Below are 16043 nucleotides of genomic sequence, written 5' to 3' on the forward strand. Positions count from 1 at the left end.
ATCTGTATTAAGATTCAGATATTGGTAAAACAGGCAGAATGCAATGAGTGAGACATTGGAGCAGCAGGCTCTAGAGGCCGGTATTGATTTAGGCTACCACGACATCAACGGTACATATCATGCGACCAAACCTGAAGTTTTGGAATCGATTGTCGCTGTTTTAGACAAAAGCAAACCGGATTTAGACGGCCTTTATCTGGATACGATGGTCGCGCATGAAAACGGCGAAGAATCTTTACAGATACCGTCTGAATTTCATGGTGCGGAAGCGGTCGTATTGATTGATGAGGCGGATGAGTACCAGACCTTGACTTTATATCCGGGCGACAACGATACGCTTTGGATTAAGCTGCCCCAACTGGCTTGCGGTTATTACATATTGTCGGCCGAGACCGGCGGTAAATGTTGTCTTGTACGCCTGATTGTTGCGCCTGAATCGGTTTACCAACCCAAACTGCTTGCCAATGGCGGTCGGATGAATGGTTTGACCATGCATTTGTACAGCCTGCGTTCCGAGCGCAACTGGGGCATAGGCGACTTTACCGATTTGCTGAACCTGATGAAATATGCGGCTGAGAAAAAGCTGGATTTCGTCGGTATCAACCCTTTGCACGCCTTGTTTACCAGCAAGCCTGCCTTTGCCAGCCCGTATAGCCCTTCTTCGCGCGAATGGCTCAATCCGATTTATTTGGATGTTGAGAAGGTCGGTGCGTTTACTTATAACGAACAACTGAAAAACTGGCTGGCACAACCGAAAATCCGTCAGCGCATCGCTGCTTTGCGTATCACGGAAACGGTGACTTATACGGCGGTTTGGGCATGCAAGCGTGATGCGCTGCACATGGCGTTTAACGCGTTTGAACAGGATACTTGCGAAGCTGCGGCAAATGAACGCGCTGCATTTGAAGCATTTGTTGCGGACAAAGGCGAGGCTTTGCAGGGCTTCGGTTTGTTTGAGGCTTTGGACCAGTATTACAGCCGTCCCGGACAAGTGGGTTGGCAGTCATGGCCGTCTGAATTTCATCAACCTGATGGCGAAGCCGTAGAAAAATTTGCGCGCAGTCATGAGCGGGAAATCCGTTTTTATATGTGGCTGCAATGGCTTTGCGCGGAGCAATTGCAAGAAGTCAACCAAGCCGCTGCCGAATACGGTGTCAAACTCGGCATTTACGGCGATTTAGCGGTCGGCGTGGCGCGAGGTAGCGCGGATACTTGGTTAAACCGTCAAGATTATTGTATGGACGTATCGGTCGGTGCGCCGCCCGATCCTTTAGGGCCGACAGGGCAGAATTGGAATTTGCCGCCGCTTAATCCGTCGATGTTGAAGCATACGGGCTATGAGAAGTTTGCCCATTTGTTGCGCGAAAACATGCGCCTGTATGGCGTGTTGCGGATTGACCATGTGATGGCATTGTGTCGTTTGTGGTGGGTTTTAAACGATAAAACAGCAGATTTCGGCGCATATGTGCATTACGATGCCGAAGTGATGTTTGCTATTTTGGCATTGGAAAGCCAGCGCAACCGTTGCGTCATCATCGGCGAGGATTTGGGTACGGTACCCGATCAAGCGCGTTATCTGCTCAACCGCTATCAGGTGTTCTCCTACAAAGTGATGTATTTCAGCAAGGGCTGGAACGGTTTTCAGTTACCTGAAGAATACCCCGAGCAGGCGATTACGGTCATCAGCACCCACGATGTCGCGCCGCTGGCAGGCTATTGGACAGGCAAAGATTTGGATACGATGTTCAAACTCGGTACTTTGCCTGATGCAGCCGCTTTTCAGACGGCCTTGGACGAGCGCGAACACGATAAAGCCGATTTGCTGGATAAATTGAAAGAAACCGGCTGTCTGGGTGCGGACGTACAAATGCCGGCAAAGGCCGATGAAACCTTGCTGGCGGCTTTGCATAAATACGGCGCATTGAGCCGCAGCAAGCTTTACGCCGTACAACTGGAAAACCTGCTGGGCGTCATTGACAATCTGAATGTCCCGGGTGTAACCGAAGGCTATCCGAACTGGGCACAAAAAATGCCGGTTTCTTTGGAAGATTTCCTACAACACCGCCTCATGGGCGGCCAACTTGCCATTATTGACGAGGTACGCATGAAAACAAACAGCCAAATCAAGGCTTATCATGAACTTGACCAAATCGAGCGCGATACGGTCGAAAGCCTGTTTCTTGCCACCCACAGCGATTTGTTCGCTTATTTGGGACGACACAGCCTTGCAGAGGGCGATGAAGTGGTGCGCGTTTTGATTCCCGGCGTAGTAAGCGTGGATATCGTGAACCGCCGCAGCGGCGAACTCATCGTGCCGTCTGAAAAAATTGATGAACGCGGTTTCTTTGTGGCCGTTTTGCCCGATGATGCGCCCGATTACGCTTTGCGTATCCGTTACACCGAAGACACCGAGCCAGTGATTGAAGAAGACCCTTATCATTTCGGCTCTGCGTTGCAAGATATGGATTCCTGGCTGTTGGCCGAAGGCAAGCACCTGCGTCCTTATGAGGCTTTAGGCGCGCATTTTGCCGAGTTGGACGGCGTGAAGGGCGTACGTTTTGCCGTATGGGCGCCAAATGCGCAACGCGTTTCCGTTATCGGCGAATTTAATAACTGGGATGGCCGCCGCCATGTGATGCGTTTCCACCGCGACAACGGCATTTGGGCCATCTTTATTCCTGCCGTCAAACTCAATGCCCTCTACAAATTTGAAATCCGCGATGCCAACGGCGATGTGCGCGAAAAAGCCGACCCGTATGCCTTCGGTGCGGAACTGCGCCCGACCACGGCATCTATCGTGCGCGGTTTGCCTGACGAAGTGGAAGAACCGGCTTTCCGCGCTCGCGCCAATGCCATTGATGCGCCCATCAGCATTTATGAAGTGCATTTGGGTTCGTGGAAACGCAATCCGGAAAACAATTTCTGGCTGACTTATGAAGAGCTGGCCAAAGAACTGGTGGCATACGTCAAAGACATGGGCTTTACCCATATCGAGTTTTTGCCTGTTTCCGAATATCCGTTTGACGGCTCATGGGGCTATCAGGCAACCGGTTTGTATGCGCCGACCAGCCGTTTCGGTTCGCCGGAAGAATTGCGCGCATTGATTAAAGCCGCACACGACGAGGGTATCAGCGTTATCCTCGACTGGGTAGTCGGCCATTTCCCAACCGACGACCACGGCCTGGCCAAGTTTGACGGCACTGCGCTGTACGAACACGCCGACCCGCGCGAAGGCTACCACCAAGACTGGAACACCCTAATTTACAACTTTGGCAGAAACGAAGTGAAAAACTTCCTGCAAGGCAACGCCCTGTATTGGATAGAACGTTTCGGCTTTGACGGTATCCGCGTTGACGCGGTTGCTTCCATGATTTACCGCAACTACTCGCGTAAAGACGGCGAGTGGATTCCGAACCAATACGGCGGCCATGAAAACCTCGAAGCCATCGCTTTCCTGCGTGATACCAACACCATGTTGAAAGAGGAAGTTCCGGCTGCGACTGAAATCGCCGAAGAATCTACTTCGTTCGCCAACGTCACCCGTCAAGAAGGTTTGAATTTCAGCTTCAAATGGAATATGGGCTGGATGAACGATACCTTGCGTTACATGATGGAAGACCCCATCAACCGCAAATATCACCACAACAAAATGACTTTCGGCATGATGTACCAGTACAGCGAGAACTTCGTCCTGCCGCTTTCTCATGACGAAGTCGTACATGGCAAACGCTCGCTACTCGGACGTATGCCCGGCGACTGCTGGCAACAATTTGCCAACCTGCGCGCCTACTACGGCTTTATGTACGGCTTCCCCGGCAAAAAACTCTTGTTTATGGGCAGCGAGTTTGCGCAAGGCCGCGAGTGGAACTACAACGAAGGACTGGATTGGTTCTTGCTGGAGCAAGAGGGCGGCTGGCACAAAGGCGTACAAGACTTCGTGCGCGAATTGAACCATGTCTATAAAGACAACGCGCCGCTTTACCAATTAGACCAATGGCCTGAAGGCTTTGAGTGGCTGGTTGCCGATGACGGCGACAATTCCGTATTCGTTTTCGAGCGCCGCGACCGTGAAGGCAACCGCGTTATCGTCATCAGCAACTTCACGCCTGTAGTGCGCGAAGGCTACCGTTTTGGTGTGAATTCTGCCGGCGAATACCGCGAAATCCTCAATTCAGACGACCTGCATTACAAAGGCAGCGGCGTTTCTGCCGGCGCAATGGTGGAGACAGAAGAAGTTTGGTCGCATGGCAAACCAAACTCCCTGTCTGTTACCGTACCGCCGTTGGCAACCGTGTACCTGTATCAGGCGGCAGTCAAAGACGAAGCGTAAATCAACTTTGAGGGTGGGCATCATGTCTGCCTAATCAGCTGAAAATTAAAAGATAGTGATATCAATATGATTCAAGGCCGTCTGAAAGATTTTCAGACGGCCTTATATTGGACACGAAACCAAATACATACCAAGGAATCATTCTATGACTGCCAAATCATGGCATATCGAGGAAGGCAAGCCTTATCCCATGGGCGCGACCCTGACGAGCAAGGGCGCGAATTTCACCTTGTTTTCCATCAATGCCGAAAAGGTCGAATTGTGTCTGTTTGATAAGGATAAAGAAACCCGTTTGGAGATGCCTTCGCGGCGCGGTTCGGTATTTTACGGATTTGTGCCAGACGTTAAGGCAGGGCAGCGATACGGTTTTCGCGTGTATGGACGTGAAAACGCAGAATACGGCTCATGTTTTAATCCCAACAAATTGCTGATTGACCCGTATTCAAAAAAATTGACGGCAAACCAAGCTACCGTACCGCTGAAGAAATGGCATGGTTCAGGCCGGAAGATGAACGCGACAATGCCGCCGTTGCGCCGAAAAGCGTCGTGGTCGGACGCAGCCGATTTAATTGGGCCAAAGATTGCCGTCCGGAAATACCGTGGGGCAAAACCGTTATTTATGAAGCCCATGTCAAAGGGTTGACCAAGCAGTTCCCCGATTTGAAATATGCAGGCACTTATAAAGCCTTGAGTGATAAACGGGTTTTGGCCTATCTTCAAGAGTTGGGGGTAACGACGGTCGAGCTGCTGCCGATTCATTATCATCTGGACGAATACCATCTTCAGCAGATGGGCTTGAGCAATTATTGGGGCTACAACACTTATTCTCATTTTGCCGTCGAGCCGTCTTATGCCGACAATCCCGAGTGTGCGGCGGCGGAGTTTAAACAAGCGGTCAAAGCCTTGCATCAGGCTGGTTTGGAAGTGATTTTGGATGTCGTGTACAACCACACGGCAGAGCAGGATGATAAAGGCCCGATGCTGTGTCAGCGCGGTATCGACAACACCTTATGGTATTGGCACACCCCTTACGGCAATTATGAAAACTGGTCGGGTTGCGGCAATACGCTCAATATTGTCCGGCGCGACGTTACCCGTTGGGCGGCAGACAGCCTGCGCTATTGGGCGGAAGAGTTTCATATCGACGGCTTCCGTTTCGATTTGGGAACCGTATTGGGACGCGAGCCTGATTTCCAATCGTACGGCCGTTTTTTCCAAGTCCTGTATCAAGACCCGGTTTTGGCTGGTTTGAAGCTAATTGTCGAAGCATGGGACATCGGCGAGGGCGGCTATCACTTGGGCAATTTCCCACAACCTTTTGCCGAATGGAACGGCCGTTTCCGTGATGATATGCGCGCGTTTTGGTCATGGGAAAGCGGCAATTTGGGCGCATTTGCCGAACGCTTGGCCGGGTCGTCCGATATTTTCAACCACAGCGGCCGTCACCCGTCTGCCAGCATCAACTTCATCACTGCACACGACGGCTTCACTCTGCGCGATTTGGTCAGCTACAACGAAAAACACAACGAAGCCAACGGCGAAAACAACCGCGACGGGCATAATGAAAACATCAGCTTCAACCACGGCGTAGAAGGCGAAACCGATGATGAAGAGGTTTTGCTCAACCGCGAATACACTTCCAAAGCGCTGCTTGCCTCCTTGTTTTTATCCAACGGTACGCCCATGCTTTTAGCCGGCGATGAGTTCGGCAACAGTCAGCAAGGCAACAACAACAGCTACTGCCAAGATAATCCGATTACATGGTTGGATTGGCAAAATGAGCCTCATGAGTTGCAAAATTACACTCAAGAACTGATACGCGTCCGCAGCCAAATCAAGCTGCTGACAGATGATTGCTGGTGGGAAAAAGAGCGTGTGCAATGGCTTAATGCCGACGGCAGCCCAATGACGGAATATTGTTGGCACAACAGGGGCAGCAAGGCGATTCAGGTTGTTTTGGACGATGAATGGCTGCTGTTGGTCAATGCCAAACGTAGTCGTCAGTTATTTAACCTGCCTCAAGGCAATTGGGAAATTTCTTGCGTACCATCTGAGAAATTTAATTACGAAGAGGCTGGGAAATGTGTTGTCGAACACATGGGGATTTGGGTTTTACATAAAACGAATTAAATGAAAACCAAGCCGTTATATTATTAACTCTTTGATATTTTGTTGGTATTTGTTTATTTTTGGCTTGGTGGTATAAATTGAAAATGCCGATAAGATGATAAATGGTTTAATTGTTAATTAAATGTTTTATAAAGAAAAATATATCTTTTTTTTAAATCTTTCCGCTATAATCTCCTTAGTTTGTAACAAATCTACGCACCATTCCTTTCAGACGGCCTGTTGCTGTTGTCAGGCCGTCTGAAAACCGAGTTTCGTTGTTTTTAATAAAACCATCAGGCGCGTTGTCCAGTGCCTCACGCTAGAGAAAGGCTTCCATGGCTAAGAAAAAACTCCCCATCTCCGGTTACGATTATGTAATGCCTAAACCGGACGCCGAAACCATCCGTAAATCCATCGTTTACAAGCTGATTTTCATCTTGGGCGTAGATCCGAAGGAGGCAACTTCACACCAATGGCTCAACGCCGCCATGCTTGCCGCGCGTGACCTGATTGCGGAAGATTTCCTCAAAACACGCCGCGCCCACATCGACAACAGCAAACGCATGGTTTATTACCTGTCTATGGAATTCCTGCTCGGCCGTTCGTTTGTCAACGCGCTGATTAACGAAGGCGTTTACGCCGAATTTGAAGAAGCCTTCAAGCAACTGGGCAAAGAATTTGCCGATGTCTGCGAACAAGAAGAAGATCCAGGTTTAGGTAACGGCGGTTTGGGCCGTCTTGCCGCCTGCTTCCTCGACTCTTTGGCAACCCTGCGCATTCCGGCCATGGGCTACGGCATCCGTTACCAATACGGTATGTTCAAACAAGAAATCGTGGATGGACAACAAGTTGAAAAACCCGATTTGTGGCTCGACCAAGATTTGGCATGGCAATTTGCCCGTCCGAACAAACAATATTCCGTCCGTTTCGGCGGTCAAGTATTGAACTTGGGCGACAAAAAAGAATGGCAGCCGAGCGAAGAAATTTCCGCTTGGGCATACGATGAAATCATTCCGGGCTATGGCGGCGAATGTGCCAACCCATTGCGCTTGTGGACCGCACACGCAGGCAACCTGTTTGACCTTGCCGACTTCAACCGAGGCGACTATGCCTCTGCCGTTCGCGCACAAAACAGCGATGAAAACATCTCACGCGTCCTGTATCCGAACGACTCTACCGATTCCGGCCGCGAATTGCGCCTGAAGCAAGAATACTTCTTGGTTTCCGCTTCCGTTCAAGACATCGTTGCACGTCACAAATGCCGTTTCCCAAGCATCCGCACTTTGGCGGACGAAGTCGCCATCCATTTGAACGACACCCATCCGGTGCTCGCTATTCCAGAATTGATGCGCATCCTGATTGACGAAGAAGGCATTGCGTGGACCGAAGCATGGAATATGTGCTGTAAGATTTTCTCTTACACCAACCACACACTGATGAGCGAAGCCTTGGAAACTTGGCCGGTCGATTTGATGGGCTGTCTGCTGCCACGCCACTTGGACATCATCTTTGAAATCAACGCCTACTTCCTCAATGCCTTACGCGCCATCGGTAACTTCGACGACGACTTTGTCCGTCGCGTATCCATCATCGACGAAACCCACGGCCGTCGCGTCCGCATGGCATGGCTTGCCGTGATCGGTTCGCACAAAGTCAACGGCGTGGCCAAAATCCACTCCGATTTGATGACCACATCCATCTTTGCCGACTTCGCCAAAGTATTCCCAGAACGCTTTACCAATGTAACCAACGGCGTAACCCCGCGCCGCTGGATTAACATCGCCAACCCGGGCTTGACCAAATTCTTGGACAAACATCTGGGCGACGAAGACTGGCGTCTGCATTTGGACAACCTGACCAAGCTCAACGATAAAGTGGACGATGCTTCCGTACAGGCAGAATTCGGTGAAGTGAAAAAAGCCGCCAAAGAGCGCCTTGCTAAATACATCGAAACCGAGCTGGGCATCAAAGTTAATACCGATGCACTTTTCGACATCCAAATCAAACGTATCCACGAGTACAAACGTCAAGCATTGAACGTGATGCACATCGTCGACCGCTACAACAAAATCCTGGAAAACCCGGATTTCGATTGGCAGCCGCGCGTGTTCATCTTTGCCGGTAAAGCCGCTTCCGCCTATTACATGGCGAAGAAAATCATCCGATTGATTAACGACGTTGCCAAAGTCATCAATAACGACACCCGTATCCGCGACCTGATTAAAGTCGTTTACATCCCGAACTACAGCGTCAGCCTTGCCCAAATCATCATTCCTGCTGCCGATTTGCACGAACAAATCTCACTGGCAGGTACAGAAGCATCCGGTACCAGCAACATGAAATTTGCCCTCAACGGCGCAATCTGCATGGGTACGCTGGACGGCGCGAACGTTGAGATTTTGGAAAAAGTCGGCGCGGACAACTGCTATATCTTCGGTAACACCGTAGAACAAGTCGAAGAAATCCGCCGCAACGGTTACGACCCGTTGAGCTATATCGAGCGAGACAGCGACCTGCGCCGCGTCGTCAACCAAATCAGCCAAGGCACTTTCTCTCCGGAAGAGCCAAACCGCTACAACGACGTGTTGCAACCATACGGCGACTTCTATCAGCTGATGGCGGATTTCCGCAGCTACATCGATACGCAATACAAAGCGGACGAACACTACCGCAACGTATCCGCATGGCGCAAATCAGCCTTGATCAACATCGCCAACATGGGCTTCTTCTCATCCGACCGCTCCATCGCCGACTACTGCCGCGATATTTGGTACATCAAACCATTGAGCGAAAAAGAATTGCCCGGCAAAAATTAAGCGTTGAGCAGATAGCGAAAGCCGATACATCGGGAAGGTGTATCGGCTTTTTTCAGACGGCATGATATAGAAACGAGTAAAACAGTATGGTTGTATCGCTGTTTTAGGGTATTGCTAAATGACTCAATTTAAAATCGGTATTTAAAATTTAGTAGCCATTCATTCTGACGGTAGCGGTAATGTGCTGTATTGCTATGGGAGATTGAGCGTCTAAAACGAAATTCAGGATACACACCTTTAAGGTTCCACTGCGGAAAGCCTACAGCGGCTATCATGATGTATTGATTGTCGCGCCGCCGTCTGTTGTCGCTGACAAAACTTGCAGCGTCATAAAGACTGCGGCGATGGAGCAGAATGGCGTTGAGATAAGTACCGCTTGAAAAAAAACTATATGCGCCCAGCCGTGTTGCATATTCCTTGCTGGAAGAAGATTTTTCGGGATAGGCTTTGCGTGTTGCATCAAAATTGGCGAACAGACCGCTTTGGGGTGTGAGAGAAAATTCTGCCCCTACGCCCAGTTCGTATTGCTTATAGTCGGCAAAATAATCTTTGTTTTGCCCACTGTATCCGGTCTTTTTTGCTCCGGCATGTGAGTTAATGCGCCAGCGAGGGGAGAGTGTGCGTGACCAGTCAACATCCGCGCCCCATGCGCGGTAGTGGGTGTGGCGGTTGCGGAAGTCGTATTCGAAATAGGGCAGCAGGGAAAAGGAGGAGCGTGCGTCGGCATAGGCGTATCCCGCGTACAGCGAACCGTTGTGATAGCCGTAATCCGGCATGGCCGCCGAATCTTTGTCTTTTTCCGTGTAGCGGTTGCCGTACAGCACACTGCGCACCTGTACACCGTGATGCCCTTTGAGCGGGACGGTTTTTTCGGCGGTCGCGCTATAGGATAAGAAGGTCGAATCCGTTGGCGCAGGCAGGGTGCGCTCCATCAGGCACATGCCCGCGATTTCCCACACGCATTGGTTGATGCCGTTGCCTTGGTTTACATTGCTGTTGTAGCCGTAGCCTAGACCGATTTGGCCGTGCCAGCGGCGGCGTTTGCCCAGTTCGGACAGGTAGTTTTCCACGATGGGGCGGGTTTCAGCAGGAATATCTGTTTTCAGAACTTTTTCAAATGCGGCGGCGGACTCTTTGTTTTGGTTGTCTTCGGCATAAAACCGCCCCGCTTCGAGCAGCAGGCGGGGGTTGTCGGGTTCGGCTTCCAAGGCCGTCTGAAAACTGTTCTCCGCCGCGCGAGAATCCCCTTCGGCCCGTTTTTGCAGTGCATCGGCCAAATAAATCAGCGCAGGTTTGTGCTGCGGCAGTTTGGCGTAGCGGGCGGCAAACTGTCGCACCTTGTACCACTGCCGCGCGTTGAGGGCGTGGTAAATCGCACTTTCCAGTTCTTCCGCCGTATCGCCGACTTGGTAGATTTCACCATCTATCGAAATATAGCCGTCGTTTTCTTCCACTTTCTCGCGGGCCTGTTCCGTGTCCAGCCAGTCACTTTCTCGATATTGCTGCGTTTGGCGGCTGCCCTCGTCCAGCAGGCGGCGGCGTTCGTCTGCGGCATCGTCGGACGGGGCGGCAAAGCAGACCGTACAGAGCGGCAGGAAAAGCAGGCAGAGGCGGTGGGTCATGTGATGGGGTCCTTTGGGGCGGGGAGGCCGTCTGAAAGAAGTAAAAAACAGAAATTCCGCAAGGCAATACAGGTTTGTACGGCACTTCGGAAACAGGTCAGCCGCAGTATATTTATGCCTACTGCGGCTGCGGTTAAAAAACGGCGGTTTTCCTGATTGCGGGAACGTACGGCCAAACGCCGAAAACACCGGCATTCCCTAATCGCGTAAGCGGACAAGGTTATTTTTTCGCGCCGCCGAAGGCTACGTCGTCGCCTTTGTTGTTGTCAGTTCCGCGTTTGGCATAGCCTGCCATGGCTGCCGCGCCATTGCCGTAGAATTGTCCGGTAATGCCTTCGTTATTGCGGCCTGGGATGCTGTTGAATGTACCTTTTGAATTGGTAATTTCAACACCGTTAAAGCTCAAATCCCTATCGCCCGCGCGTTTCAGTGCGCCGCTCATAGAACCTTTGTCGCCCGTACCGAATGTGGCTTTGATTTCACCGGTATAGAAATCGTTTTTGCCCGGCGTGTGCTTGTTGATACCGACAACGTTATAGGTAGCCGCAGCCAAGTTTCTGGTGTTTTTGGTCGGATTCTCACCCACGAACCAAACCGTACGGTTGCCGTCGTTCATATTCAAATCCGTGCTGTTGGCGATCTGATTGCTGTTGCCTTTGCGCGGTGCCCATTCGCCGAAGAAGACGTTGGTTGCCGCAGTCGGCACTTTGGCAAAGGTCATGCCGCCGAATTTCGGTGCAATCGGTAACTTTGGGTCGGCCATTTGGCGTACGCTGAACACTTCGGTGTTGTTGGCACGTTTTTCATACCACACTTGGGCGAGTTTGGTTTTCGAGAACCAGCCCGCAATCGGGTTGATGTCGCCGGGTTGCAGGTATTTCGGATTGGCCGTGCCATTTGCATTGGCGTTCTGATTGCCGCCGTTGATGGGCGTATTGCCGTATTTGTTGCGGATGCGCTGCGCGGGTCCGGCTTCGAGGTTGATGGAATTCGAATAACGGTTGTTTCCATCGCTGTCTATACTGATACCGGCACGGTTTGCACCAAACGGCAGCGCATCCGATTTTTGAGTTTTCACACGGTTTGTACTTGATTCTCCATATATATTCTCTACAGCCAAGGCAGAACCAAAAGCACCCATCAAAAGGGCGGCTAAGACGGTTTGACGCACATTCATGTTGAGACTCCTAAGAAATTGAAAAAAGCCTGCTTATCTTTGAAATATAGATGGCGGCAGAAAGCAGAAAAAAGACCGTCATATAAAAATAATATTGATAATCAATATTATATATACTAATTTGTTTTTGACAATAGGTCTGATTGAAAATTTTAGAATTTCGCTTTTAGGCCGAAGGTAACCGTCCTACCTGGGCCGGGAACGGGGGTGCTGGACATCGGGTCTAGATAATAGCGGTTGGCGAGGTTAGTAACGCCGAAATTCAAGTCTATATGTTTCCCTATGCGGTAGCGGGCATAGGCATCTAAAAGGGTGGCGGCATGCCAGCCGTAGGGTTTGCCGTTGCGCTCATACACCTGCCCCGCGCCGTCGGCAATCAGCTTGTCGTAGTTTTTCCGCTCCGCCTTGCTGTGATGGATGGCGCGCATGCCCAATTCCAGTTTTTTGTTGAAGAAGCGCGTGCCGACATCAAGGGAAAGCGAATATTTCGGCTGCAGGGACTGGAAGAAGCGGCTGAGGCCGAAGCCGCCTTCCAGGCATTCGGGTACGCGTTGCAGGTAATAGTCGAATTTGAAGGCGATTTGTTTGTCGCAAACCGCGTGTTTCAAGCGGTAAGTACCGCCGAAGGAGGCGAAGAAGCGGCCGCTGTCGAGGCGGCTTTGCAGCTCCACCCCCTTGCTGACTGCCCTGTCGTATTGGATCATGCCGCCGTCCATATTGGATGTGTCGATTTGGTTTTTGATTTTATTGCTGTAGTAGGTGAGGCGGAGGTCGCCTTGGCGCAGCTTGGTGAAATGCGGGGCGAAATTGAAATTGTAGCCGACTTCCCAGTTGGTGCTTTTTTCGGGTTTTAGGTCGTATTCGGCAACAACTTCCCTGCGGAGTAGGGCGTTGCTGCTGACTCCGGTCAATTCATACAGGCTGGGGAAGCGGCTCATGCGGGCATAACGGGCAAAGAGGCGGTGGTTGTCGGCAAGATCGTAGCTGACCGCCAGCATGGGCGACCAGGAATGCGCGCGTTGCTCCTGCGGTATGCGCCAGCGGTCGGCTTCGCCGAATTGATGCCTGACCCAAGCAAGGTTGTGTGGATGAGCTAACCGGTCTCTAGCAAAATCATTATCGTCTTCCGGTGGTGTCTGATTTGTATTGGCCAGTGCTTGCGATTCGGTAATCTGTCCGGGAGCAATATGTAAATTCGCCCCCGGAATATAGCGGCGGTGGCTGCCGCCCTTGCCTTGCGGATTATTTACCATTTCGCGGTATTTCTCGGGAGCAAGCTGTACTTTGCTGTTGTCGAATTTTCCCGAAACAATTGGGATAATCTGTTTGCGGCGTAGGACATATAGCACATCGGTATTTTTATCGCCATGTGTATATTCAACAAGCTGTCCATTTGGTTTGGCATACAAGCGTGTTTCCTGATCAACGAGAGTATCATGCGGATCAAAATCGTAACCGTTTTTTTCCTTAAAACGGCGGTTAAGGTCTTGATATTCTGCAACCTGTCCTCCGATTCTATCAGGGTTATAAAGCTGCAACATTCGCTTTTGGTTGGCAATATCTTCTTCATCCGCCAATTCAAAATACGGCATCATCAGGCCGGTAACATAGCTGTCCGAACCCAGGCCATACTGATACCAGGGGTTGCGTGCGGCACGCTGCCGCGCCAGTTCGATATTGCGTCCTTTAAAGTTCTGATAGCGCACGCCCGCCTGTATGTTCAGGCGGGAAGTCGGTTTCCAGTCGAAGACCAGGTTCGCGCCCCATTCGCGCTTTTTCGCCGACTGCGGGCCGCCCAAGGCCGCCATGCGAGTCAGTACGCCGAAAGTATTCATCAAATCATTGCTGTCGGCGGTATCGGTGCGTTCTTCCAGTGTTTCGCGCTGGTAGTCGGCGGCGAGGGTGAGGCTGAGTTTGTCGGAAAGGCGGAAGCGGTTGCTGAGGTTGAAGCCGTTGCGGACGACGTCGGTACGCTGCCGCGCACCGGGAACGATGATACGGTCGGGATGTTCGATGTAGTAGCGTTCCTGATTCAGCTTTTGCTTCAGTTCGGCCAGGTTCATCAGCCTGCCCAGATGGTTGGTCTGGTCGGTCATCACATTTTTATCGGCGGGCGTGATGGCGTAGTAGCCGCCCGTATGCCCCATCCAGCGGTCAGTAATCGCACGGTTGTTTTCATCGTATTCTGCCAGCTTGCGGGCGATTTTGTCGGGCGTGTCTTCTATCATGCGCAGCACTTCTTCATGGGTTCGCGCCGAACCGTAGGTGTTCGACGTCATCGCGCTTTCGCAGCTTTCCCCCCGCAGGTTAGGTGAGGGCTGTTTGCGTATGTTGCACCAATACCAAAGGTCGTACTCATAGTCGGGCGTAATGACGCCGACGACGGGGCCGCCGCTCTGATGGCGGTTGCTGTCGGTCTTCACCCGCCACATATCGGCCTGAAAATCTATCCATTTGTTGTTTTGCGGCTTCCATTCGTAGCCGATTTTGTAGGTTTTGCTGTCGATTTTCGTCCCTATGCCCGGTGCCTGCTGCGCAGGTTCGTCTAGGGATTGTTCGGCGAAACCGAGTATCCATGCCGTTATCAGGGGGTTGATTTCGCCGAAGCCGATTTTGTTGTCCATATATTGCAGGCTGATTTTTTGGTTGCCCGGCAGATACCAGTTGTTTTTCAGCAGCAGGGTTTTGGTGTCGGTGTGGCTGTTCATGATTTCTTCGCCCGGCCTGAACAGGACGGCCATATTCGGCACCAGGCTGGCGGAAGATTTGCAGAGTATGTCTTTTTCCCGTGGCGATTTGTCGGGATACTGGTCGTAACAGGCATCTGCACCGTAAATGGGGTTGTTGAGGTAGCTCTGATAACCGCGTTTGCCCGCGTAGTAGTTGCCTTTTTGGCGGTGGCTGTATGCGGCAAGGCCGTCTGTAATGTCGGTTTTGAAGGCGGCGGACAACATCAGCTGCCTGTCGTCTTTGAAGTTGGTGTGGCTTTTGCCGCCCGCATACTTGGTACCCGCGATGCCTTCGTCCAACAACAGGGCGGTGGGGGAAGGTTTGCCGGTATAGCCGGTCAATACATCGGGCATACCCGATACCCCGTCCGCCGTCGCGCCTATGGGCGAGAGAGTGCGGTAGTCGCGGCCTAAGAATTGGCGCAGGTCGTTTTTCTGCGCCACGGTGTTGCCGGAAAACTCGGTTTTGACTTCGATTCCCCAGTTTCTCCCTTCGGGGATGATGTCGGAAGGTTCGATGGTGCGGATAGACATCGCGCCGCCGACGCCCGATTTCACGCCGCGCGTGAGGGCCGGGCTTTTTTCCACCGCGATGCTGCGGAACAGGGCGGGGTCGAGGTAGTTGCGGTCGCCCACGCCGTAGTTGTTGAGCCAGACATCGACCGTCTGCTCCGTACCGTCCAGCGTTACGGGGATACGGCCTTTGCCGGTGATGCCGCGTATGTTGGGCGTAATCGCGCCGCCGGCGGTGCGGGTGTTCATGTTGTACACGCCGTTTAGGCCTTTGAGCACGTCGCCGGCGGATTGGACGCGGTAGCGTTCGAGGTATTCTTTGCCGACATAGGCGTTGGAGACGTTTTTGTAATACACGTCGTCCGCGCCTTTTTGGTCGTTGGTACGTTTGCCACTGACAACAACGGTATCCAATTCCTGGTATTGTTCTGGTCGAGCTGAGGTTTCGATGGTATTGGCAACGGTTAATGTACTGAACGCGCTGGCAAGGCTGAGAATGATTATTTTGGGTTTGGGAGTAAAAGCAGACATAGTTTCTCTTTGTTAAGAACTTAATATAATAGGTTAAAATACTCTTTTATATAAAAAATATAAAATTTTTAAATATTATTAATATTTATATCATAATTGATTATTCTTATCATTATTGAAATAATTTAATAAATAGTCGTTTTTATCATAATTTTATTTGGATAATATTCAGATAAATAGAGAGATGAAAAGGCCGTCTGAAAATTTTCAGACGGC

5 protein-coding genes and 1 pseudogene are annotated in these 16043 nt (G+C 51.2%); 3 read left to right on the plus strand and 3 right to left on the minus strand.

What is annotated here, in order from left to right; genetic code table 11:
* Positions 1-43: 43 nt before the first annotated feature.
* The 3 genes and pseudogenes from glgB to HMPREF3139_RS07710 all read left to right on the plus strand — a co-directional run bounded on the left by glgB (position 44) and on the right by HMPREF3139_RS07710 (position 9255).
* The gene (gene glgB / locus HMPREF3139_RS07700) at positions 44-4330 is read left to right on the plus strand and encodes a 1,4-alpha-glucan branching protein GlgB (RefSeq protein WP_070461454.1); all 4287 of its coding nucleotides are present in this window, start codon (positions 44-46) and stop codon (positions 4328-4330) included.
* 145 nt (positions 4331-4475) lie between these two features.
* A pseudogene (glgX, locus tag HMPREF3139_RS07705) lies at positions 4476-6460 on the plus strand (glycogen debranching protein GlgX).
* A 314-nt stretch (positions 6461-6774) separates the two neighbouring features.
* The gene (locus HMPREF3139_RS07710) at positions 6775-9255 is read left to right on the plus strand and encodes a glycogen/starch/alpha-glucan phosphorylase (protein ID WP_070461455.1); all 2481 of its coding nucleotides are present in this window, start codon (positions 6775-6777) and stop codon (positions 9253-9255) included.
* Positions 9256-9383: 128 nt separating this feature from the next.
* On the opposite strand, the gene HMPREF3139_RS07715 is transcribed toward HMPREF3139_RS07710, so the two are convergent.
* The 3 genes from HMPREF3139_RS07715 to tdfG all read right to left on the minus strand — a co-directional run bounded on the left by HMPREF3139_RS07715 (position 9384) and on the right by tdfG (position 15827).
* On the minus strand, positions 9384-10877 hold the full coding sequence (locus tag HMPREF3139_RS07715; protein ID WP_070461456.1) for a surface lipoprotein assembly modifier: 1494 nt from the start codon (positions 10875-10877) through the stop codon (positions 9384-9386).
* 220 nt (positions 10878-11097) lie between these two features.
* A complete protein-coding gene (locus tag HMPREF3139_RS07720; RefSeq protein ID WP_070461457.1) occupies positions 11098-12054 on the minus strand; it encodes a Slam-dependent surface lipoprotein in 957 nt (318 codons plus the stop codon).
* A 152-nt stretch (positions 12055-12206) separates the two neighbouring features.
* On the minus strand, positions 12207-15827 hold the full coding sequence (tdfG, locus tag HMPREF3139_RS07725; protein WP_070461458.1) for a TonB-dependent receptor TdfG: 3621 nt from the start codon (positions 15825-15827) through the stop codon (positions 12207-12209).
* Positions 15828-16043: the final 216 nt, after the last annotated feature.

This window comes from Neisseria sp. HMSC15G01, from assembly GCF_001808255.1.
In the GTDB taxonomy this organism is placed as follows: Bacteria; Pseudomonadota; Gammaproteobacteria; order Burkholderiales; family Neisseriaceae; genus Neisseria; species Neisseria subflava_A.